The organism is Streptomyces sp. NPDC001920 (assembly GCF_053594495.1).
On the sequence record NZ_JBSFEP010000015.1, the window covers coordinates 124591 to 150607 of the forward strand.

Genomic DNA, 26017 nt, shown 5'->3' on the forward strand with positions numbered 1-26017 from the left:
CGCGTCGCGGACTTCAGGGGATGAGCTGTCCGATCGCGTCCGCGACCAGCATCCACATGGGCTGCGCGCCGGTGCCGAACGCGGCGGCGAGGGCGTACCCGAGAGCCGCGTCCAGGGCCTTTGGCGCCGCGTCCGCCCGCCACTCGGCCACCACCCTGCCGTCGCCCTCGCAGGTGAGAGCGGCGAGCCGCCGCCCGTTCCGCAGCAGGCGGCTGTCCGGCAGGGAGTCGGGCACCAGCCGCCAGACGTGTCCCGCGTACCGGACGTCGACCCGGTACGAACGCCGGGTCAGCCCTCCCTCCGCCGGGTACAGGCCGGCCTCCTCGCCGTCGACGGTGAGCGTGAGCCGGCCGGCGGTCCGGGTGCCGACGGGGATGTGCTCCTCGGCCTCGGTACCGGCTGCGCGGCTCAGTACGATCCGCGGGACCGCCTCGCCCTCGACGACGACATGACCGCGCTCGGTGTCCAGATGGACGGTCAGCGGGCCGAACAGGCTGTCCTCGACGGGGGTTTCGGTGGGCGTCATGAGGATGATCTTCTCAGACGCGGCCGGTCGACCGTTGCGGTGGCCGACCGGTCCTGAGGCCCGCACGTCCTTCCCCGTGCCGATCCTGCGGCCGCCGTCGAGGGGAGTCGTCCGTGTCCCGGTTCCAGCTGATATCGCCCTTCGAAACCCGTTGCGCGCTGTATGCCAGGAAAGGCGCCTTTCCTGCCGTGACCGCGGCGACCGTGCGCCTGGCTGGGTTCATTCGTTCCTCTGATCGAATGCGGGACGGCGGTCGGCAAGCCGCTCTGATCGCGACTCGCGCGGAATGGAGTCGGTTGTGTGGATCTCGCCTTCCATGCGATCGCGGTTCGGTGGAGGGGGCGTAAAGGGCGTTTGGAGGGGTTCCGTCATGTCTTCACATGCGCAGCGGAGCGTGGTGTTGCGCACTCGTTAAGTCATTCCGCTTGACGCTGGGGGCCGTCGCCGCGTTGTCTTTTCAGACATCTGGGCGCATTGGCGCCCGTGTCCCGATGGCACCAGAAGTGAGCTCCTCTATGCGTTCCATGCGCCCCACGCGTCGTCTCGCCACCGCCGTGGCCGCCGCGTCCACGATGACCCTTTCGCTGACCGCGTGCGGGACGCTGGGGGTCAGTGGGGACAGCAGCGCGGCGAGCCCGACCAAGGGCAACGACGTCACCGTGGGGCTGCTGCTGCCGGAGACGGCGAACACGCGCTACGACAAGTTCGACTACCCCATCATCAGGAACAAGGTCCAGGAGCTCACCGACAAGCAGGGCAAGGTCGTCTACCTGAACGCCGACGCGGACGCGGCCAAGCAGGCGAGCCAGCTGCAGAAGATGATCGACGACCAGGTCGACGTGATCCTGCTGGACGCCGTCGACTCGCACGCCATCGCCGACGGCGTGCAGAAGGCCAAGGACGCCGGCATCCCGGTCATCGCCTACGACCGCCTGGCCGAGGGACCCATCGAGGCGTACGTCTCCTTCGACAACGAACTCGTCGGCGAGGTGCAGGGCCGCTCCCTGCTGGAGGCCATGGGCGGCTCCAGCATCGACTCGTCCGACAAGATCGTCATGATGAACGGCTCGCCCACCGACCCGAACGCCGCGCAGTTCAAGGCGGGTGCCCTCTCCGAGCTCAAGGGCGCGGTCGACATCGCCAGGACCTACGACACCAAGGACTGGAAGCCGGAGAACGCCCAGGCCAACATGGCCCAGGCCATCGAGGCCATCGGCGTCAACAACCTCAAGGGCGTCTACTCCGCCAACGACGGCATGGCCGCCGGAGTCATCAAGGCCCTCAAGGCCGCGGGCGTGACCAAGCTGCCGCCGATCACCGGGCAGGACGCCGAACTGGACGCCGTGCAGCGGATCATCGCCGGTGAGCAGTACATGAGCGTGTACAAGTCCTACCCGCAGGAGGCCGAGAGCGCCGCGGAGATGGCCGTGGCCAAGGTCCAGGGCAAGGACATCCAGTTCGACTCGCTCACCCAGGACCAGGTCGACAGCCCGACCCACAAGGGCATCCCGGCCCTGCTGGTGCCCGTGGTCGCGCTGACCGAGGACAACATCAAGGAGACCGTCGTCGCCGACGGCATCTACGAGCTTTCCGACATCTGCACCGCCAAGTACAGGGCGGCTTGCTCGGAGATCGGGCTCGGCGGGTGACGTCAGCCGACTCCTTTGCGGGTGCGTGCGGTTGTTCCTTCTCCTGCCGCCGCACCCGCTGCTCTTCTCACCCCCTCCCGGCACGGTGTTCGCGAGTGTGACGTTCCCTGTCGCGGCCGTCAGGCGGACGTACGGCGACGCGGGGGCCACCCCATCAGCTTGTTGCAACCCGGCGTGCGGAGGCCCGGAGATACCGGGACGTACCGGTATCCAACGGCACCCCTCCCGGCGTGAGCCGTGTTGCGGAGCACGGCCTGTCCGCGCATAGTTGCGCTGCGGAAGCGCGAGCGAACCGTAGGGCCGAAGGGCTGCCCACGGTGGCCTTCGACCATGGCCACGCCTCGCAGGGCTGTCCCGGCAAGGGTGTCGACACCGCGCTCCGGAGGTGAGCGAGCCGGCGAAAGAGGCAAGGACCGGGGGTGGACGGGCGATGGCCGGGCACGGGACGGAGGAGCATCCACACGGTGCCGACCGGCTGTGCGAGGCCGGGGATCGCGTGTATTCCCGGGCCGTACGGCGCGGCCGGGTGCCGCGCCGGGATGCGGAGCCGGTGCCCTGCCTGCTGGAACTCGCGTTGCTGCACCCCGACCCCGACGACATGGACTGGCTGGTGCCGACGTCCCCGCAGGAGGTCATGACGCGGCTGTTGCGCGGGGTGTACGACGAGGTCAGCGCGAGTCAGCGGCGGGTCGGTTCGGCGGTGGCGGCCTTCGAGTGGTACGCCGGGCTGGGCCCGCAGCAGCCGCAGGCGGCCGGCGCGGAGGGCACGGCGATCCGGGTGCTGGACGGCCCCTCCCGCATCCAGGCGGCCCTGGACGCGGCGACGGAGGCGTGCACGGCGGAGGTGCTGACCGTGCAGCCCGGCGGTATCCGCCCCGAGCACGAACTGACCGAGGGCCTGCACCGGGCGTTGGCGTTGCGTGGGCGCGGCGTGCGGATGCGCGACCTGTACACGCATGTCGCCCGGCACGGCCAAGGCCTGCTCAACTACCTGGAACTCATGGGCGATGCGGTGGAGGCCCGCACGCTGGACGAGGTGATCGACCGGCTGATCCTCTTCGACCGCACGGTGGCCTTCATCCCCGCGAACGCCGACCGCACGATGGCTCTGGAGCTGCGGCATCCGGGGCTGGTGCACTACCTGGTGACGGTGTTCGAGAGGCTCTGGCGGCTGGCGATCCCGCTGACCGCGCCCCTCCCCGACACCGGCATCGAGGGCATCTCCCACCGTGAGCAGTCCATCGCCACGCTGCTCGCCGAGGGGCATCAGGACGCGGTGATCGCGGAGCGGCTGGGGATAAGCGTCCGGACGTGCCGGGCGCACATCGCGCGGTTGTCGGAGACGCTGGGCGCGGCGAGCCGTACGCAGCTCGGGGTGCGGATCGCGCAGGTGGGGCTGGACCGGCCTCGCGTGTCGTCGTCCGAGTCCGCGGTGGTCAGCGTGCCCGACGTGGCCGGGGTTCCGCGGATGCCGGGGATTCCCGGTCAAGAATCCCCGACCGGCCGATGAGGTAGCCGAGCTGGGCCCGGCTCTCACTGCCCAGCGTCGCCGCGAGCTTGGCGATGTGGACGCGGGCGGTGCGCACGTTCATGCCGAGGCGGTCGGCCATGACGGCGTCGGTGTGGCCTTCGACGAGAAGGGCGGCTATGGCGCGCTGGCGCGGGGTGACGCCGTGCAGACTGGGCTGCTGGACCGCCTCGGGGTACATCGGGGTGGCCAGGCGCCAGAGACGGTCGAAGGCGTCGAGGGCGGGCGCAACAGGCCGAGGTCGACGAGGCAGGGGGCGTCTTCGCCGCGCTCGACGGGCACGCGTCCCTCACGCAGGGCCTGTTCGTACAGGGTCCTGCCCGCCCGGCACAGCGCCTCCGCTCCGTGCGTGTGCGCCTCGCTCACTCGGGTCTGCCTCCGGCCGGCGCCGACTGGTCCTGTTGCAGGATCCCCGACTGGGCTATGAGGTAGCCGAGTTGAGCACGGCTGCCGCTGCCCAGGGCCGTGGCCAGTTTCGCGATGTGCGCTCGGCAGGTGCGCACGTTCATGCCGAGCCGGCGCGCTATGGCCTCGTCGACGTGTCCTTCCACCAGGAGTTTGGCGATGGAGTGCTGGATCTCCGTGATCCCGTCGGGGGCGGTCTCGTAGGGAGCGCCCGCGCTCAGCGGAACCGCTCGGTCCCACATGAACTCGAAGACCTTGATCAGGTAACCGATCAGCCCTCGGTGACGGAGTTCCAGGGCGACTTTCTGGTCGTCCCGGATGGGGATGAAGGCCGTGGTCTCGTCGCAGATGATGAGCCGCTCGACCACTCCGTCGATGGTCCGGTACTCGACCTTGCCGTCGGAGAGCTGGTCGACGTAGGCCAGTCTCTCGGGGCTGTAGCGGGCCGTGTGCGGGTAGAGGGTCCTGATGCGTACCCCGCGTTCGATCAGCGGCCGGTCACGTTCGAGTCCCTGGATGAGGCTGCGCTCGGGCCGGTGGCCGCTCGGCTGCACCGTGAGCATCTCGGTCTGGCACTGGGCGGTGGCGAGGTTGAGCGCCGCGTTGATCCGGTCGCTGCCTTCCAGCACGGTGATCGAGTCACTGGTGGTCGCCTGGGTACTGAGAGCCATGAACGGCGCGAAAACGTCGGACAGTTCGATGGACAACCGCCTGCGCTCGGTGATCTCGTGCTCCAGCGGGCTGAGCCGCTGGGCGAGGGCGACCGCCGGAGGCACTGGTCGCAGCCAGCTCGGGTCGTCGGGATCCGGGTGCAGAAGGGCGAGTTCCTCCAAGCAGGGAGCCGTTTGCGCGTCCGCTCGGGAGACACGTCCCGCGCGGATGGCGTTCGCGTAAAGTCGGCTGCCTTCCCGACACAACTCGGTCACCGCATGGGGATGTGTCGCTTTAGTCTGATTAGTCCCCAAATCTCCACCCCCCAGGGTCCTGAACATGCAGGAACATGATGCACCGATCGTGTGGCCATGAAGTGCCCGAATGAGCCATCGTCTTACTCGACGGGGGAAGAGGGGACCTTCAAGTGAGGACGAAGCCGACTATGCGTAACAAAATGCTTCGCTCGGTGCTTGTCGCCATCTTCTCCGCCGTCGTGGCCGTCGGAACCGCAACCGGCCTCTCCGGTACGAAGGGCGACAGCCTGGCGAAGGACAGTGTCTGGCCGGCGAGTGCCGAGGCTCACGTCCTGGCGGACAGCGTCTGGCCGGGCGCGGCCGCGTCCGAGGCTCACGTCCTGTCGGACAGTGTCTGGCCGATTACGTCCGAGACCGAGGGAGCGGGGAGCTGACGTGACCACCCCACCCGACGACCGCTCCTTCCGCCGCGAGATGGCCACCGCCTACCGCTCCGGCTGGCACTTCATCGACCTGGTCACCGCGATCCCCCACCCCGGTGACTCGCTGATGGTGACCGTCTTCGGTGAGCCGGTCGTCGTCACGCGGGACGACGAGGAGGACGTACGGGCGTACCGGTGTCTGCGGCGGCCTCGGGGGGCGCCGCAGCCAGTGCGATGTGCCATCCGGTACGGAATGATCTTCGTCAACCTCGATCAGCGCGACCACCGCCTGGTGGAGGCGGACGCTCCGGCCTCCAGGACCATTTCAGCCACCCCCCGCAGTGCCTGACGCGATTCCCCCGTCGTAACAGATCGCTCAGGTGCTTCCCCCCGCAGCGGCGTCACCGTGACCTGAACACGGTGACGCCGCTGCAGTTTTCAGGCGACATTTCCCCGTATCCGACCGTTACGGGGGTGGCCGAAACCGGGCGCCCGGTATCCGGCCACGCGGAACCCGGGTCACCCCTTCCCCATCGCCCGCCGCAACGCGATCTCGATCACCACCCGGTCGGGATTGGGGCGCGGCGTCCGCCCGTAGCGTTCGGCGTAGCGCCGCTCCGCCTCGGCGATCAGCTCCGGCTCGTTGCGGATGCGTGCCACTCCCTCCAGCGTCGCCCACCGACGGCCGTCCACCTGGCAGACCGCGACCCGTGCCCCGTCCTCTCCCGCGGCGAGTACATGGCCCACCTTCGCGCTCGACTTGCTCGCGATCACCCGAGCCAACCGTGCCTCGGGGTCGTATGTGACTCCGACGGGCACCACGTGCGGGGTGCCGTCCCGGCGCAGGGTCGTCAGGGTGCACAGATGCTTCTCCTGCCAGAAGGCGAGGTAGGGCGCGTCGGGTGCGCCGGGGTCCTGGGGGTATGCGGCCATGGGCGGACCCTAAGCCCTGGCGGACCGCCGTACATCTCCCGCTCCCACCTTGAGCGGAATAGACTCAACTTTGTGTACGCTGACTCAGTCAGTACTGGGCAAGCTGACGCCAGGAGGAGAACGGACACGTGGACGCAGAGCTGACCAACAGGAGCCGAGACGCGATCAACACGGCCAGCAACCGGGCCGTGACCGAGGGGCACCCGGACCTCACCCCGGCCCACCTGCTCCTCGCTCTGCTTCAGGGGCAGGACAACGAGAACATCATCGACCTGCTGGCCGCCGTGGACGCCGACCAGGCGGCCGTGCGCGCGGGCGCGGAGAAGGCGCTCGCCGCCCTGCCCAGCGTGACCGGGTCCACCGTCGCACCCCCGCAGCCCAACCGGGAGCTGCTCGCCGTCATCGCGGACGCCCAGGCGCGGGCCAAGGACCTCGGCGACGAGTACCTCTCCACCGAGCACCTCCTCATCGGCATCGCCGCCAAGGGCGGCCAGGCCGGTGAGGTGCTCACCCAGCAGGGGGCCGGTGCGAAGAAGCTGCTGGACGCCTTCCAGAAGGCGCGCGGCGGGCGCCGGGTGACCACCGCCGACCCCGAGGGGCAGTACAAGGCCCTGGAGAAGTTCGGCACCGACTTCACGGCCGCCGCGCGGGAGGGCAAGCTCGACCCGGTCATCGGGCGGGACCAGGAGATCCGGCGGGTGGTGCAGGTGCTGTCCCGCCGTACCAAGAACAACCCCGTGCTCATCGGTGAGCCGGGCGTCGGCAAGACCGCCGTCGTCGAAGGGCTCGCCCAGCGGATCGTCAAGGGCGACGTGCCCGAGTCGCTCAAGGACAAGCGGCTCGTCGCGCTCGACCTCGGGGCGATGGTCGCCGGGGCCAAGTACCGCGGCGAGTTCGAGGAGCGTCTGAAGACGGTCCTGGCCGAGATCAAGGACTCCGACGGGCAGATCATCACCTTCATCGACGAACTGCACACGGTGGTCGGCGCCGGGGCGGGCGGCGACTCCGCCATGGACGCCGGGAACATGCTCAAGCCGATGCTCGCGCGCGGTGAGCTGCGCATGGTGGGCGCCACGACCCTCGACGAGTACCGGGAGCGGATCGAGAAGGACCCCGCCCTGGAGCGCCGGTTCCAGCAGGTGCTGGTCGCCGAGCCGACCGTCGAGGACACCATCGCGATCCTGCGCGGGCTCAAGGGACGCTACGAGGCCCACCACAAGGTGCAGATCGCGGACAGCGCGCTCGTCGCCGCCGCGACCCTCTCCGACCGGTACATCACCTCCCGCTTCCTGCCCGACAAGGCCATCGACCTGGTCGACGAGGCCGCCTCCCGGCTCCGCATGGAGATCGACTCCTCGCCCGTCGAGATCGACGAACTCCAGCGCTCCGTCGACCGGTTGAAGATGGAGGAGCTGGCGCTGGAGAAGGAGACCGACCCCGCCTCCCGCGAGCGCCTGGAGCGGCTGCGCCGCGACCTCGCCGACAAGGAGGAGGAACTGCGCGGCCTGACCGCCCGCTGGGAGAAGGAGAAGCAGTCCCTCAACCGGGTCGGCGAACTGAAGGAACGCCTCGACGAGGCACGCGGACAGGCCGAACGCGCCCAGCGCGACGGCGACTTCGACACCGCCAGCAAGCTGCTCTACGGCGAGATCCCGGCCCTGGAGCGGGACCTGGAGGCCGCCTCGCAGGCCGAGGAGGAGGCCGCCAAGTCCACGATGGTCAAGGAGGAGGTCGGCTCGGACGACATCGCCGACACCGTCGCCGCCTGGACCGGCATCCCGGCCGGCCGCCTGCTGGAGGGCGAGACGCAGAAGCTGCTGCGCATGGAGGACGAGCTGGGCAAGCGGCTCATCGGGCAGACGGAGGCGGTGCGGGCCGTGTCCGACGCCGTGCGCCGCACCCGCGCCGGCATCGCCGACCCGGACCGCCCGACCGGCTCCTTCCTCTTCCTCGGCCCGACCGGCGTCGGCAAGACCGAACTCGCCAAGGCGCTCGCCGACTTCCTCTTCGACGACGAGCGGGCGATGGTCCGCATCGACATGTCGGAGTACGGCGAGAAGCACAGCGTGGCCCGGCTGGTCGGGGCGCCTCCCGGTTACGTCGGCTACGAGGAGGGCGGCCAGCTCACGGAGGCGGTGCGCAGGCGGCCGTACAGCGTGGTGCTCCTCGACGAGGTCGAGAAGGCGCACCCGGAGGTCTTCGACGTCCTCCTCCAAGTGCTGGACGACGGCCGGCTGACGGACGGTCAGGGCCGTACGGTCGACTTCCGCAACGCGATCCTGGTGCTGACCTCGAACCTGGGCAGCCAGTTCCTCGTCGACCCGATCAGGACCGAGGCGGAGAAGAAGGAGCAGGTCCTGGAGGTGGTCCGCGCCTCCTTCAAGCCGGAGTTCCTCAACCGGCTCGACGACCTGGTGGTCTTCTCCGCCCTGACCAAGGACGAGCTGGGCCGCATCGCCCGCCTCCAGATCGACCGCCTGGCCAAGCGGCTCGCGGAACGCCGCCTCACCCTGGAGGTCACCGACGAGGCCCTGGCCTGGCTCGCCGACGAGGGCATGGACCCGGCCTACGGCGCCCGTCCCCTGCGCCGCCTCGTCCAGACCGCCATCGGCGACCGCCTCGCCAAGGAGATCCTCTCCGGCGAGGTCAAGGACGGCGACACGGTCCGGGTCGACGCCTTCGGGGACGGCCTGATCGTGGGGCCGGAAACCGGCAAGACCCTGTGATGTCCGGGTACCCGGTGCACCGGGTACCCGGCTCGATCACCGGATCGAGTCAGCCGACGGCTGACAGGGCCGTCCGGGCTTGCCACCCCCCTCCCCGGATGAGGGAGGATGGCGGGATCCGTACGAAGGGAAAATCACGGTGAGCATCGACCCGTCCTCGATTCCGAACTTCGGGGGCCAGCAGCCGCAGCCCGGGCCTCCGCCCGGCCCCGTAATCCCGGATCAGGACCTCGTGAAGCAGCTCCTCGACCAGATGGAGCTGAAGTACGTCGTCGACGACGAGGGTGACCTCGCGGCGCCGTGGGAGCAGTTCCGTACGTACTTCATGTTCCGCGGCGAGGGTGACCAGCAGGTCTTCTCGGTGCGGACGTTCTACGACCGGCCCCACAAGATCGACGAGAAGCCCCAGCTCCTGGAGTCGATCGACGACTGGAACCGCCGGACCCTGTGGCCCAAGGTCTACAGCCACACCCACGACGACGGCACCGTCCGCCTCATCGGCGAGGCGCAGATGCTGATCGGCACCGGCGTGAGCCTGGAGCACTTCGTCTCGTCGACGGTCAGCTGGGTGCGGGCCGCCATCGAGTTCGACAAGTGGCTCGTCGAGCAGCTCGGCCTGGAGCAGGAGATCAACGACGCGGAGAAGCCCGAGGACGACGAGGAGTAGTCCTCGCAGCGCACGTGCCCACGGCGGCGTACCGGCGATCGACCGGACTCGCGCCGAGGGTGAGGGAGAGCCCGGCCCAGGGCGCCCGGCCGGCACACGGCCGGACGCCTGGGCCGGGCTCTCGCCGTCGAGGCCCGTCCACAGGCTGTGGACGGCTCGGCGGGGCGGCGGGCGGGCATGTCCGTGCGACAGGCCCCGCTGCGGAGCTCCGGCACCGGTGGTGAGCGGGCCGTACAACCTGTCCGGGCCGGTCTGCCGGCCGTGGTGACGGGCTCGGTGACGCGGCACTGTCCGTCGTATCCTGACCGCACACGGGAAGGAGCCGTCCATGAGCGTCGACGCGATCGTGCACACCGAGTTCCCCAAGGGGTACACGGTCCTGTTCGGGGCCGACGGAAAGGTGATCATGACCCCGCAGAGCGAAGAGCACTCCAGCACCATCAGGTCGATGCAGATCGACTCCGCTCTTGCCCTCGGCCGTCACGCGAAGGTCACCTCCGATGTCTACATCGACTTCCCCGCCGATGAGAACTCCGCCCCCGACCTCGCGATCCTGCGCGAGGACGCACGCAAGGAAGGCAAGCGCTACAGCTTCGAGGACGTCCTGCTGATCTCCGAGGTCGTCTCGGCCTCTTCCGCACGCAAGGACTACGACGACTGCACCGCGAAGTACGGTCGCTACGGAATCCCGATCTACCTGGTCGTGGACCCCTACGCCCAGGAAGTCGTCCTTCACACCCAGCCGACCGCCACCGGTTACATCGCCGCACACACCCACAAGTACGGCACGGGCAAGCTCCCCATCCCCCTGGCCGACGGCCGCACCTTCACCCTCGACCTCGACGAACTCCCGCGCCCGGATCCCGAGGCGGACGCCCGCTGACGAAGGACTTACCGGTGCGGCGGCGCGGGTTCGTGGCGGCTCGGGGCAGCTGTGTATGTGTGGCCGGTACGCCGGTCGGCCGTCATGCGGTCCGCGTCTTGAGCCGGTCGGCCGCCTCTTCCAACACCTCCGTGCGCTTGCAGAACGCGAACCGCACGAAGGGCGCGCCCTCCTCGCGGTGGTCGTAGAAGACCGCGTTGGGGATGGCGACCACCCCGGCCCGCTTGGGCAGCGCGCGGCAGAAGGCGACGCCGTCCCGCTCACCGAGGGGGCGGATGTCGGTGGTGACGAAGTACGTGCCCGCCGGCCTGAACACCCCGAATCCCGCCTCCGCCAGCCCCGACACCAGCAGGTCTCGCTTGGTCAGCATGTCCTCGCGGAAGTCGTCGAAGTAGCTGTCGGGCAGGGCCAGCGCCTCCGCGACCGCGTACTGCAACGGCCCCGACGAGACGTACGTGAGGTACTGCTTCGCCGAGCGAACGGCCGTGACCAGGCCGGACGGCGCGGTCACCCAGCCGACCTTCCAGCCCGTGAACGAGAACGTCTTGCCCGCCGACCCGATGGTCACCGTCCGCTCCCGCATCCCCGGGAACGTGGCGAGCGGCACGTGCTCGGCGTCGTCGAAGACCAGGTGCTCGTACACCTCGTCCGTCACCACGAGCAGGTCCCGCTCGACGGCCAGCTCGGCGATCGTGGCCAGCTCCGCGCGGGTGAGGACCGTGCCCGTCGGATTGTGCGGGCTGTTGATCAGCAGTAGGCGGGTGCGGTCCGTGACGGCGGCGCGCAACTCGTCGAGGTCGAGCCGGAAGCGCCGGTCGGCGTCGGTGCCGTCCGGCCGCAGGGTCACCGGCACCCGCGTCCCGCCCGCCATCGCGATGCAGGCCGCGTACGAGTCGTAGTACGGCTCCAGGGCGATCACCTCGTCACCCGGCTCCAGCAACGCGAGCAGCGCCGCCGCGATGGCCTCGGTGGCGCCCGCGGTGACCAGGACCTCGCCGTCGGGGTCGTACGACAGGCCGTAGCGCCGCTCCTGGTGCGCGGCCACAGCGGTGCGCAGCTCGGGGATGCCCGGGCCCGGCGGGTACTGGTTGCCGCGGCCCTCCCGCAGCGCCCGCACGGCGGCCTCGCGGACCTCCTCGGGGCCGTCGGTGTCGGGGAAGCCCTGGCCCAGGTTGATGGACCCGGTCCGCAGGGCCAGCGCGGACATCTCCGCGAAGATCGTCGTCCCGAACTCGGCGAGCCGGCGGTTCAGCAGGGGGCGGGAACTGGAGGTCATGCCGGTCATCCTGCGCCCAGGCTCCGGAGTTCCTCAACCTGCCTTCGGGATCTACGCCTGCGAAGGTGCCCCCCGGACCGTCTCCGAGCAGGGCACGAGTGGTCGGTTACTGTCGTCGTCCGTCGTTGTCGGCCGCTCTTGGACGACCCGGCTGACGCGGCCATTCCTCCGGCGTGTCGGCCAGGGTGCCGCTCGCCCGCGCTGACGGGTGGCCCGGACGCGGCTTCGCGGCTCGTGGGACGAGCAGGGTCCTCTCCAGCGCGGTCCGTCGCTCCGGGTCGGTGCCCGTCGGGGACCGTCATCCTTCTCAGAGGGCTGCGTAGAGTACCTGCGGTCATCGATTGGAGAAGACGTTGGACGCGGTCGAGTTCCCTCTCAGCGCCCGGGTGCGTGGGGCCCGGCGATGGCTCGTGGCCACGAGCGTGGCGGGTGCCGTACTCGTCGGAGCCGCCGTGGCGTCCGTGGTCGTCGACGCCTCCGGGTGGGTGTCGGTGCCGCGGGCGGTCCAGGCGGGTCTGGTGCTGGTGACGCTGTTCGTGCTGCCCGTCGCATGGGTGGGAGCGCACGCCGTGTGGGCGCTGCGCGGGCGAGCCGAGCTGTTCGGCGCCGCCGAGGAGCACCCGCGTCGGCGTCCCACCGACCGGCAGTTGGTCAGCCACCTGCGCAACGAGCACCCGCTCACACCACTGTGGTGGATGGTTGCCGTCCTCGGCGGCCTCGGCGCGCTCTGCCTCGGGATCGCGCTTCCGTTCGCCCTGGCGGACGGCGCCGTGCTCGCCGGTGTCCTCCTCGGCACCGGGCTCGCCGTGTCGCTCGCCGCCCTGGCGCTGGCCGTGCCCGGCATCCGCCGCGCCGCCCGCCAGGGCTCGAAGGACGAGAAGCGGCGTGCCGAACTGTGGTCCCTGCCCTCCGCTGTCGAACGCCGGCTCACGATCCCCCTCCTCGGCGCCGGCGACGGGGCACACCTCGGCGCCTGAACAATCGGTGGGCAAGATCACGGCCCCCGGACGGCGCAGTGAGCCCCGAACGGCCCCGAACTGGGCTTCTGTGCAGGTCAGGGGTCGTTCGCCGGTTGAACCCTCTGAAGTTCCTCAACTCTGCTTTGGCTCGCGAGAGGGCCGGGCATCTCCCTCGCACGCACCGAGCGGGAGGCGCCCACGGGGGACGCCTCGGTCCGCTTCGGGGGATCGGAAGGGGGCTGACGCCATGGTTACAGCCATTGTCGTGGCGCTGGTCGCAGTCGTGTTCGCCGTGATCTTCGTGTCCGTCGCGCGCAGCGGTGGACGCCCGGCCCAGCGCTCGCACAGCCGCAGGGGCCGCTCGCACGACAGCGGCGGCAGCAGCTGGTGGGCGGGCGGCGGGGACAGCGGCTCGTCCTGCGGCGGCGGTGGGTCGTCCTGCGGCGGCGGGTCGTCCTGCGGGGGCGGCGGCGGATGCGGTGGCGGAGGCAGCTGACACGGGGCAGCTGAGCTCCCCGGAAGGGGGAACCGCATCCGTACCGAGCGGGGCCGGTGCCTGACCGGCCCCGCTGTGCCGTTCCCCTGGGGCTCACGGTGGGCCGGGCGCGCTCCGGCGCACGCCTCGTTCGGTTCGGCGCACGCCGGAGTTGAACAGGTGAGCTGATAAGCCCTCTGAGGGATGGAAAGCCCACGAACTTGGGTAAAAACGCTGTGGCGGCGCCACAGTTCATGATTCCCTGACACTCACCCACGCAGCCCCTCGGACGTCCCGCGGACACCCATCTGACCGGCCGACTGGGCTGACCGGGCCGATCTCCCGGTGTCGGCCGGGTTCGCCGGAGACCGACACCTCCCCTTTCCTTGTGTGCTTGCGGAGCGGATCCATGCTCACGACCCTGAACACCGCCTACACCGACACGCGCGCGGCCGATCTCGCCTGGGCCCTGGGGCGCGAGCCGCTGCCCGCCCTGGCCACCCTGGACATCGAACTGACGGGTGCCAAACTCCAGTTGCGCCTGCTCGGCGCGTCCCACCAGGTGCTGCTGGAGGAGGAGCGGGGCGACTGCTCGGAGACGGTGGCCTGCATGCCCGGCAGCAGCACACCGCTGCCGCTCGGCGTGGCCAAGCGGGCGGACGACTGGGAGTACGAATTCGCGGCCCGGGTGGAGAAGCTGTCGCCGAATCAGTTCGCGGGCCGTGCACAGGAGTTGCTGGCGCTGGTCGCCGACCACCCGCACGGCCTCGCCGGCGTCTTCCCCGGCAGCCCGCACGCCTTCACCGCGCTGCTGGCCCAGCACCACGAGGGGCAGGTCCACTGGTGGACGTGGCACGCGTACCCGCAGGACGGGCAGTTGGTGGCGACCAGGACGAGGGTGGGGGTGCGCAGACCCGCGGCTCTTCGGCCGGTCAAGGCGTAGGGACGGCCGGACGAGCCGCCGACCGGCGATCGTCCTCGGCCGACTGCAAACGTCCGCCACCTCAACACCACACGTGTGGGTGACGAAGCGTGCCGCAGGCGTAACGTACCGTCGGCAGCGTGATCGAACCGCAGGCCCCCGCCCCACCCGGCACTCCGGCGCACCGGGGCGGCCGCGCGCGGCTTCCGGTCCGCCCGGGCACCGGGCGGTTCCTGGTCCTCGCGGGCGTCTTCGTCTGCGCCGCCTGCGGACTCGTGTACGAACTCGAACTGGTCGCACTCGCCTCGTACTTGATCGGCGACTCGGTCACCCAGGCTTCCGTGGTCCTGTCCGTCATGGTCTTCGCGATGGGCATCGGCTCCCTCGTCGCCAAGCGTCTGCGTCCGCTCGCCGCGGCCGGTTTCGGCGCCATCGAGGCCGTACTCGCCCTCGTCGGCGGGTGCAGCGCGCTCGCCCTGTACGCCGTCTTCGCGTGGACCGGAGACTGGGGCGGAATGTGGGCCAACGGGCCCCGCTGCCTCCTCGTCGCCTTCTCCCTCACCATCGGCCTGCTGATCGGGGCCGAAGTGCCGCTGCTGATGGAGCTGATCCAGCGCATCCGACGGCAGGACGCCGGCGGCGCCGTGGCGGACCTGTTCGCCGCGGACTACGTGGGCGCGCTCGTCGGCGGTCTCGCCTTCCCCTTCCTCCTGCTGCCGCTGCTGGGCCAGTTGAGCGCGGCCCTGATCACCGGCGCCGTCAACGCCGTCGTGGGCGGCGCGCTCGTCCTCGGCCTCTTCCGCGGGGACCTCACCCGCCGCGCCCGCTGGCTGCTGGTCGCCGCCAACGTCGCCGTGCTCGGCGTCCTCGCCTCGGCCGCCGTACTCGTGGACGACTTCGAACGGGCGGCACGGCACGCGGTGTACGGGCGGGACGTCCGCGTGGCGATCCGGACCGAACTCCAGGAGGTCGTCATCACCGGCGGCACGCACGGCCGCCCCCTCGACCTCTTCCTCGACGGCCGCCTGCGTGTCAGCGGCAGCGACGAACGCCGCTACCACGAGGCGCTGGTCCACCCCGCGATGAGCGGCGGGCACAGCCGGGTGCTGATCCTCGGCGGTGGTGACGGGCTGGCCGCGCGCGAGGTGCTGCGCCATCGAGGGGTGCACCGGGTGGATGTCGTCGAGGCCGACGCCGAGGTGGTGCGGCTGGCCCGCCGCGACCCCGCGCTGTCCGGGCTCAACGGCCACGCGTACGACGACGACCGCGTCCACGTCATGACGGACGACGCCTTCCACTGGCTGCGGGCGGCGCCGCCGGCGACGTACGACGTCATCGTCTCCGACCTGCCCGACCCCGGGATCACAGCCAGCACGAAGCTGTACTCGCAGGAGTTCTACGGCCTCGTCGGCCGCGCCCTGACCCCGCACGGCCGGCTCGCGGTCCACGCCGGGCCGGTGTCCTCCAGCCCCCGCGTCTTCTGGACGGTCGACACGACCCTGCGGGCGGCGGGTCTGGGCACCGCCCCGTACCGCGTCACGGGCGGCGTCGCGGGCTTCACCCCGGGCCCCGACCGCTCGACGGGCCGGACCCGAGCCCCGCGCGACTGGGGGTTCGTACTGGCCGGCCGAGGAGAACGACCGGCACTGCGGCTCCCCGCGGGGGAGGGGGCGCCGCGGACGGGGACCTTGACGCGGAAGGGGCTTTCGGCGGCGGCGCGGGCGGCGGAGGGGATGCGGGTCGCAGGGTCGGGGGCGTCGACGCTGGTGCATCCGCGGTACTGAGGGGCGACCACCGTGGTGGGCGTGGCGCGGCGATCACGGCTGGGCGGGGGAGAGCGCGGTTCGCTCAGGGGGCAGGCTCAGGACTCAGGACTCGGGGGGCAGGACTCGGGGGGGGGGGGCAGGGCTCAGGGGCCATAGAGGCCAGAGGCCAAGGCTCAGGGGGCTCGCGGTGGTGAGAATCCGCGGATGTGCGGGTGCGGTTCACGCCATGCTGGGTAGGCTCGCTCAGCATGGAGCATGAGGTGTTCGTTCCGGTCGAGGCCGAGCGGCTCAGGGCGGTGCTGGCCGACCCCGTCCGGGTTGCCCGGGCGGTCCCCGGGCTCCAGCAGGACGCGGGTGCCGAGCCCGTCGCCGGGCGGCTGAAGGTGCGGGTCGGCGGTCACACCATCACGTATCGGGGTGCCGTGCGCGTCTCCGCGCAGGACGACGGTTCGTACGCCGTCGAGGGCGACGCGACCGAGGCACGGGGCACCGGTTCCGTGAAACTCGCGCTGACGGTGCGGGTGGCGCAGGCCGAGGGCGGCTCCACGGTGCGGTTCGAGGGGACCGCTTCGGCGGACGGGCGGGTCTCGGAGTTCGGGGCGGAGGCGGTGGACGCGGCCGTGGCCCGGCTGCTGAACCGTTTCGCGGACCAGTTGGGCGCGGTCGCCGAGGAGACGGGGACGGACGCAGCGGAGCGCTGGGAGGAGTTGGCTCCCGGCGAGTTCGAGACCCGGGTCACCAGTGACTTCGAGACGACGCCGGACGCGGATGACGCCGCGGTGCCCGGGCCGGCGGCCCAGGCGGGGGCGGAGCGGGAGTCCGCGCCTGAGCCGGACGGCGGGGAGCGGGGAAGCGGCGAAGCCGAGACCGGCGCCGAGGCTGATGCCGAGGAGCCCGCCGTCGCCGAGGCGGCGCACGCCCGGCGGACGATGATCGGGCGCAGCGCGGAGGAAGTGGATCACGCGCCGCCACGGGGACGCTATGCGCCGGTGCCCGCGCCGCAGACGGTGGCGCCGAGTTCCGCGCTGCGGTGGGCCGCTCCGGCGGCCGCGGTGGTGCTGGCGTCGGCGATCGTGGCGGGGCGGATGCTGCGGCGTCGGCGCTGAGCGGCCCTGTGCGAGGCCCGCTGCGGGCGGGACGCGGTCTTCAGCGGGGCTTGATCGTCCCAGTAGGGTCGTGCCGTGCCTAACGAAGACATCACGCTGACCGCGGGCGACGCGGAGGTGGACGTGCTGCCGGGGAACGGCGGTCGCGTCGGGGGGCTGCGGGTCGGAGGCAGGGAACTGTTGCGGCAGGGGGAGCGGTTCGGGTGTTTCCCGATGGTCCCCTGGTGCGGGCGGATCCGGGACGGCCGGTTCCTGGACGGTGCCGTCGTCCGGCAGCTGCCGCTCAACGCCCCGCCGCACGCCATCCACGGCACCGCCCGCGACGGCGCCTGGCACGTGGCCCGGGTCGTGGCCGACGAGGCCGTGATCACGTACGACCTCACCGAGCCCTGGCCGTACACCGGTCGCGTCACCCAGATCGTGCGGCTCACCGAGGGCAGCCTGACGCTCACCATGTCCGTCGAGACGTACGAGGCCTCCTTCCCGGCCCAGATCGGCTGGCACCCCTGGTTCAACCGGAACCTCGGCGGCGAGGGCACCGAGGACGTCCGGCTCGACTTCAGCCCCGCCTGGCAGGAGGAGCGCGGCGAGGACCATCTGCCGACCGGGAACCGCGTCGAGCCGAAGCCCGGCCCCTGGGACGACTGCTTCGGCATGCCCGGCGGGGTCGACGTCACGCTCACCTGGCCGGACCAGCTGGAGCTGAAGGTCGCCAGCCGTGCGGAGTGGGTCGTCGTCTACGACGAGCAGGAGGCCGCCGTCTGTGTGGAGCCGCAGACCGGGCCGCCCAACGGGCTGAACACCCTGCCCCGGCTCGTCACGCCGCTGGAGCCGCTGGAGGCCTCGACCACCTGGAGCTGGCGGCGGCTGTGAGCTGTCTAAGCTGACAGGCATGACTGAGGTACGTGGCGAGCTGCTGCAGCAGATCAAGGACAAGGCCGTGGTGCACGGCAAGGTGACCCTGTCGTCGGGGCTCGAAGCCGACTACTACGTCGACCTGCGGCGCATCACCCTCGACGGGGAGGCGGCCCCGCTGGTCGGGCAGGTGCTGCTCGACCTGACCGCCGACCTGGAGTTCGACGCGGTGGGCGGGCTCACCATGGGCGCCGACCCCGTCGCCGCCGCCATGCTGCACGCCGCCGCCGCGCGTGGGAAGCGGCTGGACGCCTTCGTCGTCCGCAAGGCCGCCAAGGCGCACGGGCTGCAGCGGCGGGTGGAGGGGCCGGACATCGCCGGCCGGCGCGTGCTGGTGGTCGAGGACACCTCCACCACCGGCGGCTCCCCGCTCGCCGCCGTCGAGGCCGTGCGCGAGGCGGGCGCCGAGGTCGTCGCCGTGGCGACGATCGTCGACCGGGCCACCGGCGCCGCCGAGAAGATCCAGGAGGGCGCGGGTGTGCCGTACCTGTTCGCCTACTCCAAGGACGAGCTCGGCCTCGACTGACCTGGTCCCGGCGGACATCCGTCTCGGCTGGTGACAGGCGCTCGGAGCATCCCGGTTCGTCTGGGAAGATGGGCGCCGACGACGACGTCACACCTCCCAAGGTCTAGGTCAGGGCCGTAAGAAAAACGCAGTAACGCAGTACGTCAACCCGCACACTCAAGGAGCGGACAGATGCCCATCGCAACCCCCGAGGTCTACAACGAGATGCTCGACCGGGCGAAGGCAGGCAAGTTCGCCTACCCGGCCATCAACGTGACCTCCTCCCAGACCCTGCACGCGGCCCTGCGCGGTTTCGCGGAGGCGGAGAGCGACGGCATCATCCAGATCTCCACGGGTGGCGCCGAGTTCCTGGGCGGTCAGCACAACAAGGACATGGTCACCGGCGCCGTCGCCCTGGCCGAGTTCGCGCACATCGTCGCCAAGAAGTACGACATCACCGTCGCCCTGCACACGGACCACTGCCCGAAGGACAAGCTCGACGGGTACGTACGCCCGCTGCTGGCCGTGTCGGAGGAGCGCGTCGCCCGCGGCGAGAACCCGCTGTTCCAGTCGCACATGTGGGACGGCTCGGCCGAGACCCTCGCCGACAACCTGTCCATCGCGCAGGAGCTGCTGGAGCGCGCCCGCGCCGCGAAGATCATCCTTGAGGTCGAGATCACCCCGACCGGCGGCGAGGAGGACGGTGTCTCGCACGAGATCAACGACTCCCTCTACACCACCGTCGACGACGCCATCCGTACGGCGGAGGCGCTCGGGCTCGGCGAGAAGGGCCGCTACCTGCTCGCCGCCTCCTTCGGCAACGTCCACGGCGTGTACAAGCCGGGCAACGTCGTCCTGCGTCCGGAGCTGCTGAAGGAGCTGAACGAGGGCGTCGCCGCCAAGTTCGGCAAGGCGTCCCCGTTCGACTTCGTCTTCCACGGCGGCTCCGGTTCCACCGAGCAGGAGATCGCGACCGCGCTGGACAACGGCGTCGTCAAGATGAACATCGACACCGACACGCAGTACGCGTTCACGCGTCCGGTGGCGGCCCACATGTTCCAGAACTACGACGGCGTCCTGAAGGTCGACGGCGAGGTCGGCAACAAGAAGACCTACGACCCGCGGACCTGGGGCAAGCTCGCCGAGGCGTCCATGGCCGCGCGTGTCGTCGAGGCATGCTCGAACCTGCGCTCCGCGGGCACGAAGATCAAGTAGTTTCAGAAGATCAAGCGGTTCCACCGGATTCCCGGTGGACCTCCGAGCCCGGCGCCTGCCCACGGCGCCGGGCTCGCTGTATACCTGGGGGCATGCCCGACGTCCGGCTGGCCTCACCGCAGGGCAGGTGGATCCTGCTCACCACCGTTCTCGGCTCCAGCATGGCCATGCTGGACTCGACCGTCGTCAACGTCGCCCTCCCACGGATCGGCGAGGACCTCGACGCCGACCTCGCCGCACTCCAGTGGACCGTCAACGCGTACATGCTCACGCTGGCCGCGTTGATCCTGCTCGGCGGTTCGCTGGGGGACCGGTACGGGCGGCGCAGGATCTTCGTCATCGGGGTCGTCTGGTTCGCCGCCGCCTCGCTGCTGTGCGGCATCGCCCCGAACGCCGGGGTGCTCATCGCCGCCCGGGCCCTTCAGGGCGTCGGCGGGGCGCTGCTCACACCGGGCTCGCTCGCCCTCATCCAGGCGTCCTTCCATCCCGACGACCGGGGGCGGGCCGTGGGCCTGTGGTCGGGGTTCGGGGGCATCGGCGCCGCGGTCGGGCCGTTCCTGGGCGGCTGGCTGGTGGACGGGCCGGGCTGGCGGTGGGTGTTCCTGCTCAACGTCCCGCTGGCCCTGCTGTGCGCTCCCGTCGCCGTACGTCACGTCCCCGAGTCGGGCGGCGGCGGGCACGGCCGCTTCGACGTCCTGGGCGCGGCCCTCGGCGCCCTGTCCCTCGCCCTGGTGACGTACGCGCTGATCGAGGCCCAGGAGGGCTCGCTCGTCGTGGCCGTCACCGCGGTGGCCGGTGTGGCCGCGGGGGTCGCCTTCGCCTACGTCGAGAAGCGCCGCCCCGACCCGATGATGCCGCTCGACATCTTCTCGTCCCGCCAGTTCACCGCGGTCAACCTGGTCACGCTCTGCGTCTACGCGGCTTTCGGGGGCTTCTTCTTCCTCGCCGCCCTCCAGCTCCAGGTCGTCGTCGGCTACTCCGCCCTCGGTGCCGGCACGGCCCTGCTGCCGACGACCGTCCTGATGCTGCTGTTCTCGGCCCGCTCGGGCGCGCTCGCCGACCGGATCGGCCCGCGCATCCCGCTGACGGCCGGGCCGCTGCTGTGCGCGGCCGGGCTGCTGCTGATGCTGCGGGTGGGCCCGGACGCCTCGTACGTCGTCGACGTCCTGCCCGCCCTGCTGGTCCTGGGCCTCGGCATGGTCACCCTGGTCGCCCCGCTCACCGCCACGGTCCTGGCCTCCGTGGACACCGCCCGCGCGGGCCTGGCCAGCGGCATCAACAACGCGGCGGCCCGGGCGGCGGGCCTGGTAGCGGTGGCCGCGCTGCCGTTGCTGGCGGGGATGAGCGAGGAGGCGTACCGCTCGGCCGACGCCTTCGACGAGGCGTTCGGGCGGGCGATGCTGATCTGCGCGGGCCTGCTGGTCCTCGGAGCCGCGGTGGCCCTGGCGACGGTACGCCCCCTGCCACCGGACTGCCGCAGGCCGGAATGCCTCCACCACGGCTCGATCACGGCCCCGCCGCTGGAGGGGGTGCGGAGCGGGGGGCGGCTTTCGGGGGAGGAGAGTCGGTAGGGCGGGTTTGCCGGGGGCAGGGTGCCGACGTCCGGTGGGTGCGGTGATGGCCCACACTGAACCCATGGCCATTCACGAAAACCTGCTCGGGGGCCCGCCCCCGACCCACCTCCCCGACGACCCCGAGCCGCGCGAGCTGCTCGCCGGCGGCACCGCCCCCGCGGACGTCGCCGCGAAGTACCCGACCTCCTCCCTGGCCTGGGCCCAGCTGGCCGACGAGGCGTTCGAGCGGGGCAGCGTCGTGGAGTCGTACGCCTATGCCCGTACGGGCTACCACCGCGGCCTGGACTCCCTGCGCCGCACCGGCTGGAAGGGCCACGGCCCGGTCCCCTGGGAGCACGAGCCGAACCGCGGATTCCTGCGGGCGCTGCACGCCCTCGCCCGCGCCGCGGGGGCGATCGGCGAGCAGGAGGAGTACGAGCGCTGCTCGCAGTTCCTGAAGGACTCCTCGCCGACGGCGGCCCAGACGCTGGGCTAGCCGGATCGTGACAGCGGCCCGCCCCGGCGGTGTGACCAGGGCGGGCCTTGCGATGTCCGGGGCGATCCCTGAGGATGCCGAGTGGGGACCGGGGCCCCTTTGCCGATAACGGCAGGGCGGACCGCTACCCGGAGTTACACAGGAGACAGCGATGTCCCAGCCGGCTCACCAGGCCACGGACACTTCCGCGCAGACCCAGGAGCCCGAGACCCCGAATCTCGACTTCGCGGGCACCACGCCGTACGAGGACTACGTCAAGGCGGACGTACTCACCCACCTCCAGCACACCCTCTCCGACGACCCCGGAGAGATGGTCTTCCTGGTCACGACCCAGGTGATGGAGCTGTGGTTCACGGTCATCGTCCATGAGTGGGAGACCGCCGCGCGCGCCCTGCGCGAGGACCGCGTCGGCGTGGCGATCGACGCCCTGAAGCGTTCCGTACGCGAGCTGGAGGCGCTGAACGCCTCCTGGACGCCGCTCGGACAGCTCACGCCCGCCCAGTTCAACGCCTACCGCAGCGCCCTCGGCGAGGGCTCCGGATTCCAGTCGGCGATGTACCGCCGGATGGAGTTCCTGCTCGGTGAGAAGTCCGCCTCGATGCTGGTCCCGCACCGCGGCGCACCCCGCGTCCACGCGGAACTGGAGAAGGCGCTGCACGAACCGAGCCTGTACGACGAGGTGCTGCGCTTCCTCGCCCGGCGCGGCTGCGCGATCCCCGAGGCCGTCCTGAAGCGCGACGTCGCGCAGCGCTACCAGCCGTCGGAGGCGGTCGAGGCCGCCTGGACCGCGATCTACTCCGGCGACCAGAACGCCGAACTCACGCGTCTCGGCGAGGCGTTGACCGATGTCGCGGAACTGGTGTGGCGCTGGCGCAACGACCACCTGGTCGCCACCCGGCGCGCGATGGGCGCCAAGGCGGGTACCGGCGGTTCGGCCGGGGTGGCCTGGCTGGAGAAGCGGGCGCAGAAGAACGTGTTCCCGGAGCTGTGGACGGCGAGGTCCCATGTCTGAGCCGACCGGACACGACACCGCCGGCACCGCACCCCGCGTCAAGGCCGAACTGCTCACGCGGGCCGAACTGGCCAGGAAGGCGGAGAAGCTCGACGCCGCAGACGAACTCGCCGGCAAGCGCGCGGAGTTCGTGCTCGACGAGGTCGTCTACCTCGACGGCAACTCCCTGGGCGCCCTGCCCGCGAACGTGCCGGGCCGGATCGAGGACGTCGTACGGCGGCAGTGGGGCCGGTTGCGCATCCGGTCCTGGGACGAGAGCGGCTGGTGGACCGCGCCCGAGCGGATCGGCGACCGGATCGCCCCGCTGGTCGGCGCGGCACCCGGCCGGATCGTGGTGGGCGACTCCACGAGCGTCAACGTCTTCAAGGCACTGGTGGGCGCGGTACGGCTGGCGGGGCCCGGCCGCGACGAGATCCTCGTCGACGCGACGACCTTCCCCACGGACGGGTACATCGCCGAGTCGGCGGCACGGCTGACCGGCCGTACGCTGCGGCCGGTGACGCCCGCAGAGGTGCCGGACGCGCTCAGCGAGCGTACGGCCGCCGTCCTGCTCAACCACGTCGACTACCGCACCGGCCGGCTGCACGACCTGCCGTCCCTCACCGCAGCCGTGCACGCGGCGGGCGCGGTGGCGGTCTGGGACCTGTGCCACAGCGCGGGCGCGTTGCCGGTGGGCCTGGAGGAGCACCGGGTCGACCTGGCGGTCGGCTGCACGTACAAGTACCTGAACGGCGGCCCGGGTTCACCGGCGTATCTGTACGTACGCGGTGATCTCCAGGACCGCTTCGACTCGCCGCTGCCCGGCTGGAACTCGCACGCCGACCCCTTCGGCATGCGCGGTGACTTCGAGCCGGCGGCGGGTGCCCTGCGCGGGCGGGTCGGCACGCCGGACATCCTGTCCATGCTCGCCCTGGAGGCCGCGCTGGACGTCTGGGACGGTGTGTCGATCGAGGCGGTACGGGCCAAGTCCCTGGCGTTGACGGACTTCTTCCTGGAGTGCGTCGAGGCGTACGCGGGTCAGGGGCGCGTCGAGTCCGTGACCCCCGCCGCCCACGACCGACGCGGCAGCCAGGTGGCCCTGCGCTGCGAGAGTGCCGAGGAGGTCATGAAGCGGCTCATCGAACGAGGGGTCGTGGGCGACTTCCGGCATCCCGACGTACTGCGGTTCGGCTTCACACCGCTGTACGTCGGGTTCGCGGACGTGGAGCGGGCGGCGCGGGTGCTGGGGGACGTGCTGCGCCGAACCTCGTAGGGCCCGGCTAGACGGTGTACACCCCCGCCACGGCAGCCGCGTGCGCGGCCCGCGCGGCGCGCTCCGCGGCGGGGGCGTCCGGGATCACGCCCGTCGTCAGCAACTGGTGGTAGAGGGGTGCCGACACCGCCCGTACGACCGCCCCGGCGTCGGTCCCGGTGGGCAACTCGCCCCGCGCGACGCCCTGTTCCACGCACGGCGCCCACTCCGCGACCCGCACCTCGTAGAAGCGGCGCAGTGCGGTCGCCGTCCGTTCGTCGCAGGTCGCCGCGGCGATGACGGCGCGGAACAGGGCGCCCTGCCGGGGGTCCGCCAGCGTCCGCTGCACCAGCGCGGCGTTGGCCCGCAGGTCCCCCAGCACCGTGCCGGTCTCCTCGCGCGGCAGCGACTGCTCGGCCATGTCGGCGAGCAGGTCGGCCACCAGCCCGGTCACCGAGCCCCACCGCCGGTACACGGTCGTCTTGCCCACCTCCGCGCGCCGGGCGACGTCCGCCAGGTCGAGGCCGTCGAACCCCTGCTCGGCCAGCACGTCTCCGGCCGCCCGCAGTACGGCCGCACGGACACGCGCGGTACGCCCCCCGGGACGCAGGGTGCCGGGTTCGGCGGACATATCAGCCTCCTTGGTGCGCGTACGGTGTGCGCCGCCAGCGTAACGGAACTGCGGAGCCGTTTGACCCTCACCGAGCGTGACATCCCCGTGTCCGCCCATGTCACCGGCCTGGTACCGTCCCCGCCAACGGCCGAATCCCCACCTGGTCCGCCACCCCCGCTTCCGTCCAAAACCGTTTCGTCGCTGAGAGGTTGGAGCATGCCGGACGACGTCGCAGCAGCCCGGGCCGCCGCCGAGGAGAAGTCGGCCTTCTCGCACCCGCCCGTCGATCCCGACGCCCTCGCTTCGTACGGTGACCACCCCGACCAGGTGATCGACTTCTACGCCCCGCGCGCCGAGCCGGGTCCGGGCGCTCCGGCCCCGCTGGTCGTCCTCCTGCACGGCGGGGCATGGCGGGCTCCCTACGACCGCCGGCATGTGACGCCGTTCGCGGAGTTCCTGGCGCGGCGGGGGTTCGCCGTGGCCAACGTGGAGTACCGGCGGGGCGCGGAGGGCGCGGAGGGCGCGGAGGGCGCGCTGAGGTCGGGCGGGAGTGCTTCGGGGCCGGCGGGTCCAGGGGCGGGCGGCGGGCCGGTCGCCGGGCGCTGGCCGGCGACCTTCGACGACGTCGCCGCGGCGCTGGACGCGTTGCCGGCGCTGGCGCGGGAGGCCCTCCCGCAGGCCGATCCGCGACGGACCGTGCTCGTCGGGCACTCCGCGGGCGGCCATCTGGCCCTGTGGGGGGCGGCCCGCCACGTCCTGCCCGCGGACGCCCCCTGGCGCACCGCCGGCCCGGCGTCCCTGCGCGGCGTGGTCGCCCTCGCCCCGATCGCGGACCTCGCGGTCGCCGACAAGCTGGACGTCTGCGGCGGAGCCGCACGCCAACTCCTCGGCGCCGACGTGGAGTTCGCCGAGCGCCAGCCGTACGCCGACCCCGCTCTGCTGCTTCCGACCGGCATCGCGACGACACTCGTGCAGGGCCGCGCGGACCTCGTGGTGCCGCAGGCGGTCGCCGAGTCGTACGCGGACGCTGCGGCGAAGGCGGGGGAGGTCGTCGGGCTGACGTTGCTGGAGGACGTCGGGCACTTTCCGCTGATCGACCCGGCGGCCGACGCGTGTGCGGTGGTGGCGGAGGAGATCGGGCAGCTGGCCTGGTGAGGCGTCGCCCCGCACGAGGACGCGGCTGGGGCGGGTTGGGGCATGAACGCGGGCTCGGACGTGAACGCGGGCTGGGCACGAACGCGGGCCGGGCACGAACGCGGGCCCGGCATGATCGCAGGCCGGGCATCGGTGACGGCGGCCCTTTCATACCCGTAATACCTGAGAGCT

General features: G+C 71.5%; 24 protein-coding genes and 1 pseudogene. 19 read left to right on the forward strand and 6 right to left on the reverse strand.

Features of this window, described 5'->3' with window-relative positions; genetic code table 11:
• Nucleotides 1-13 precede the first annotated feature (13 nt).
• On the reverse strand, nt 14-526 hold the full coding sequence (locus tag ACWCPI_RS25955) for a hypothetical protein (RefSeq protein ID WP_451040385.1): 513 nt from the start codon (nt 524-526) through the stop codon (nt 14-16).
• Nucleotides 527-1041: 515 nt separating this feature from the next.
• On the opposite strand from ACWCPI_RS25955, the gene ACWCPI_RS25960 reads away from it, so the two are divergent.
• Both ACWCPI_RS25960 and ACWCPI_RS25965 read left to right on the forward strand, forming a co-directional pair.
• Nucleotides 1042-2175, forward strand: a complete 1134-nt coding sequence (locus tag ACWCPI_RS25960) for a sugar ABC transporter substrate-binding protein (protein WP_451040386.1) — start codon at nt 1042-1044, stop codon at nt 2173-2175.
• Nucleotides 2176-2605: 430 nt separating this feature from the next.
• Nucleotides 2606-3685 carry a LuxR C-terminal-related transcriptional regulator gene (locus ACWCPI_RS25965; protein WP_451040387.1) on the forward strand — a complete coding sequence of 360 codons (1080 nt, stop codon included), beginning with the start codon at nt 2606-2608 and terminating at the stop codon, nt 3683-3685.
• Here ACWCPI_RS25965 and ACWCPI_RS25970 read toward each other — a convergent pair.
• Nucleotides 3612-3917: pseudogene (locus ACWCPI_RS25970) on the reverse strand (response regulator transcription factor); the annotation flags it as partial. The gene ACWCPI_RS25965 and the pseudogene ACWCPI_RS25970 overlap by 74 nt on opposite strands.
• Before the next feature lie 148 nt (nt 3918-4065).
• Nucleotides 4066-5100 carry a helix-turn-helix transcriptional regulator gene (locus ACWCPI_RS25975; RefSeq protein WP_451040388.1) on the reverse strand — a complete coding sequence of 345 codons (1035 nt, stop codon included), beginning with the start codon at nt 5098-5100 and terminating at the stop codon, nt 4066-4068.
• A 390-nt stretch (nt 5101-5490) separates the two neighbouring features.
• On the opposite strand from ACWCPI_RS25975, the gene ACWCPI_RS25980 reads away from it, so the two are divergent.
• Nucleotides 5491-5787: a (2Fe-2S)-binding protein gene (locus ACWCPI_RS25980; RefSeq protein WP_451040461.1), complete on the forward strand. Its 297-nt coding sequence runs from the start codon at nt 5491-5493 to the stop codon at nt 5785-5787.
• Nucleotides 5788-5957: 170 nt separating this feature from the next.
• On the opposite strand, the gene ACWCPI_RS25985 is transcribed toward ACWCPI_RS25980, so the two are convergent.
• A complete protein-coding gene (locus ACWCPI_RS25985) occupies nt 5958-6371 on the reverse strand; it encodes a pyridoxamine 5'-phosphate oxidase family protein (RefSeq protein ID WP_451040389.1) in 414 nt (137 codons plus the stop codon).
• 128 nt (nt 6372-6499) lie between these two features.
• Between ACWCPI_RS25985 and clpB the strand changes: the two genes are divergently transcribed.
• The 3 genes from clpB (at nt 6500) to ACWCPI_RS26000 (ending at nt 10647) form a co-directional block, all read left to right on the forward strand.
• Nucleotides 6500-9097, forward strand: a complete 2598-nt coding sequence (clpB, locus tag ACWCPI_RS25990; protein ID WP_451040390.1) for an ATP-dependent chaperone ClpB — start codon at nt 6500-6502, stop codon at nt 9095-9097.
• A gap of 139 nt (nt 9098-9236) precedes the next feature.
• A complete protein-coding gene (locus ACWCPI_RS25995; RefSeq protein WP_019756423.1) occupies nt 9237-9764 on the forward strand; it encodes a YbjN domain-containing protein in 528 nt (175 codons plus the stop codon).
• 328 nt (nt 9765-10092) lie between these two features.
• The gene (locus ACWCPI_RS26000; RefSeq protein WP_451040391.1) at nt 10093-10647 is read left to right on the forward strand and encodes a Uma2 family endonuclease; all 555 of its coding nucleotides are present in this window, start codon (nt 10093-10095) and stop codon (nt 10645-10647) included.
• An 82-nt stretch (nt 10648-10729) separates the two neighbouring features.
• On the opposite strand, the gene ACWCPI_RS26005 is transcribed toward ACWCPI_RS26000, so the two are convergent.
• Nucleotides 10730-11932 (reverse strand): pyridoxal phosphate-dependent aminotransferase, encoded by a 1203-nt coding sequence (locus ACWCPI_RS26005; RefSeq protein ID WP_451040392.1) that lies wholly within the window; start codon nt 11930-11932, stop codon nt 10730-10732.
• A gap of 332 nt (nt 11933-12264) precedes the next feature.
• Here ACWCPI_RS26005 and ACWCPI_RS26010 point away from each other — a divergent pair, with 332 nt between their 5' ends.
• The 12 genes from ACWCPI_RS26010 to kynU all read left to right on the forward strand — a co-directional run bounded on the left by ACWCPI_RS26010 (nt 12265) and on the right by kynU (nt 24099).
• Entirely contained in the window at nt 12265-12900 is a 636-nt protein-coding gene (locus ACWCPI_RS26010) for a hypothetical protein (RefSeq protein ID WP_451040393.1), read from the forward strand.
• Between the two features lie 229 nt (nt 12901-13129).
• Complete coding sequence (locus ACWCPI_RS26015) at nt 13130-13378, forward strand: hypothetical protein (RefSeq protein ID WP_451040394.1); 249 nt, start codon at nt 13130-13132, stop codon at nt 13376-13378.
• Nucleotides 13379-13766: 388 nt separating this feature from the next.
• Nucleotides 13767-14300, forward strand: coding sequence for a DUF2617 family protein (locus ACWCPI_RS26020; RefSeq protein WP_451040395.1), 534 nt, complete (start codon nt 13767-13769; stop codon nt 14298-14300).
• Nucleotides 14301-14419: 119 nt separating this feature from the next.
• Nucleotides 14420-16063, forward strand: a complete 1644-nt coding sequence (locus tag ACWCPI_RS26025; RefSeq protein ID WP_451040396.1) for a polyamine aminopropyltransferase — start codon at nt 14420-14422, stop codon at nt 16061-16063.
• 230 nt (nt 16064-16293) lie between these two features.
• On the forward strand, nt 16294-17151 hold the full coding sequence (locus tag ACWCPI_RS26030) for an SRPBCC domain-containing protein (protein ID WP_451040397.1): 858 nt from the start codon (nt 16294-16296) through the stop codon (nt 17149-17151).
• Nucleotides 17152-17226: 75 nt separating this feature from the next.
• Nucleotides 17227-18024: an aldose epimerase family protein gene (locus ACWCPI_RS26035; protein WP_451040398.1), complete on the forward strand. Its 798-nt coding sequence runs from the start codon at nt 17227-17229 to the stop codon at nt 18022-18024.
• A gap of 19 nt (nt 18025-18043) precedes the next feature.
• A complete protein-coding gene (pyrE, locus tag ACWCPI_RS26040) occupies nt 18044-18592 on the forward strand; it encodes an orotate phosphoribosyltransferase (RefSeq protein WP_451040399.1) in 549 nt (182 codons plus the stop codon).
• A gap of 171 nt (nt 18593-18763) precedes the next feature.
• Nucleotides 18764-19786, forward strand: coding sequence for a class II fructose-bisphosphate aldolase (gene fbaA / locus ACWCPI_RS26045; protein WP_451040400.1), 1023 nt, complete (start codon nt 18764-18766; stop codon nt 19784-19786).
• A 92-nt stretch (nt 19787-19878) separates the two neighbouring features.
• A complete protein-coding gene (locus ACWCPI_RS26050) occupies nt 19879-21357 on the forward strand; it encodes an MFS transporter (RefSeq protein WP_451040401.1) in 1479 nt (492 codons plus the stop codon).
• A gap of 64 nt (nt 21358-21421) precedes the next feature.
• Nucleotides 21422-21835, forward strand: coding sequence for a DUF3151 domain-containing protein (locus ACWCPI_RS26055; RefSeq protein WP_451040402.1), 414 nt, complete (start codon nt 21422-21424; stop codon nt 21833-21835).
• Between the two features lie 151 nt (nt 21836-21986).
• Nucleotides 21987-22847 (forward strand): tryptophan 2,3-dioxygenase family protein, encoded by an 861-nt coding sequence (locus ACWCPI_RS26060; protein ID WP_451040403.1) that lies wholly within the window; start codon nt 21987-21989, stop codon nt 22845-22847.
• On the forward strand, nt 22840-24099 hold the full coding sequence (gene kynU, locus ACWCPI_RS26065; RefSeq protein WP_451040404.1) for a kynureninase: 1260 nt from the start codon (nt 22840-22842) through the stop codon (nt 24097-24099). The genes ACWCPI_RS26060 and kynU overlap by 8 nt, the downstream gene beginning before the upstream one ends.
• Before the next feature lie 7 nt (nt 24100-24106).
• On the opposite strand, the gene ACWCPI_RS26070 is transcribed toward kynU, so the two are convergent.
• Entirely contained in the window at nt 24107-24709 is a 603-nt protein-coding gene (locus ACWCPI_RS26070; protein WP_451040405.1) for a TetR/AcrR family transcriptional regulator, read from the reverse strand.
• 198 nt (nt 24710-24907) lie between these two features.
• On the opposite strand from ACWCPI_RS26070, the gene ACWCPI_RS26075 reads away from it, so the two are divergent.
• Nucleotides 24908-25846 (forward strand): alpha/beta hydrolase, encoded by a 939-nt coding sequence (locus tag ACWCPI_RS26075; RefSeq protein ID WP_451040406.1) that lies wholly within the window; start codon nt 24908-24910, stop codon nt 25844-25846.
• The last annotated feature ends 171 nt before the right edge of the window (nt 25847-26017 follow it).

What these genes read in the sequence shown, in the direction of transcription:
- ACWCPI_RS25955 (WP_451040385.1), bottom strand. Translation starts at nt 526, where the DNA reads ATGACGCCCACCGAAACCCCCGTCGAGGACAGCCTGTTCGGCCCGCTG.
- ACWCPI_RS25960 (WP_451040386.1), top strand. Translation starts at nt 1,042, where the DNA reads ATGCGTTCCATGCGCCCCACGCGTCGTCTCGCCACCGCCGTGGCCGCC.
- ACWCPI_RS25965 (WP_451040387.1), top strand. Translation starts at nt 2,606, where the DNA reads ATGGCCGGGCACGGGACGGAGGAGCATCCACACGGTGCCGACCGGCTG.
- ACWCPI_RS25975 (WP_451040388.1), bottom strand. Translation starts at nt 5,100, where the DNA reads ATGTTCAGGACCCTGGGGGGTGGAGATTTGGGGACTAATCAGACTAAA.
- ACWCPI_RS25980 (WP_451040461.1), top strand. Translation starts at nt 5,491, where the DNA reads ATGGCCACCGCCTACCGCTCCGGCTGGCACTTCATCGACCTGGTCACC.
- ACWCPI_RS25985 (WP_451040389.1), bottom strand. Translation starts at nt 6,371, where the DNA reads ATGGCCGCATACCCCCAGGACCCCGGCGCACCCGACGCGCCCTACCTC.
- ACWCPI_RS26000 (WP_451040391.1), top strand. Translation starts at nt 10,093, where the DNA reads ATGAGCGTCGACGCGATCGTGCACACCGAGTTCCCCAAGGGGTACACG.
- ACWCPI_RS26005 (WP_451040392.1), bottom strand. Translation starts at nt 11,932, where the DNA reads ATGACCGGCATGACCTCCAGTTCCCGCCCCCTGCTGAACCGCCGGCTC.
- ACWCPI_RS26015 (WP_451040394.1), top strand. Translation starts at nt 13,130, where the DNA reads ATGGTTACAGCCATTGTCGTGGCGCTGGTCGCAGTCGTGTTCGCCGTG.
- ACWCPI_RS26020 (WP_451040395.1), top strand. Translation starts at nt 13,767, where the DNA reads ATGCTCACGACCCTGAACACCGCCTACACCGACACGCGCGCGGCCGAT.
- ACWCPI_RS26030 (WP_451040397.1), top strand. Translation starts at nt 16,294, where the DNA reads ATGGAGCATGAGGTGTTCGTTCCGGTCGAGGCCGAGCGGCTCAGGGCG.
- pyrE (WP_451040399.1), top strand. Translation starts at nt 18,044, where the DNA reads ATGACTGAGGTACGTGGCGAGCTGCTGCAGCAGATCAAGGACAAGGCC.
- fbaA (WP_451040400.1), top strand. Translation starts at nt 18,764, where the DNA reads ATGCCCATCGCAACCCCCGAGGTCTACAACGAGATGCTCGACCGGGCG.
- ACWCPI_RS26050 (WP_451040401.1), top strand. Translation starts at nt 19,879, where the DNA reads ATGCCCGACGTCCGGCTGGCCTCACCGCAGGGCAGGTGGATCCTGCTC.
- ACWCPI_RS26055 (WP_451040402.1), top strand. Translation starts at nt 21,422, where the DNA reads ATGGCCATTCACGAAAACCTGCTCGGGGGCCCGCCCCCGACCCACCTC.
- ACWCPI_RS26060 (WP_451040403.1), top strand. Translation starts at nt 21,987, where the DNA reads ATGTCCCAGCCGGCTCACCAGGCCACGGACACTTCCGCGCAGACCCAG.
- kynU (WP_451040404.1), top strand. Translation starts at nt 22,840, where the DNA reads ATGTCTGAGCCGACCGGACACGACACCGCCGGCACCGCACCCCGCGTC.
- ACWCPI_RS26070 (WP_451040405.1), bottom strand. Translation starts at nt 24,709, where the DNA reads ATGTCCGCCGAACCCGGCACCCTGCGTCCCGGGGGGCGTACCGCGCGT.
- ACWCPI_RS26075 (WP_451040406.1), top strand. Translation starts at nt 24,908, where the DNA reads ATGCCGGACGACGTCGCAGCAGCCCGGGCCGCCGCCGAGGAGAAGTCG.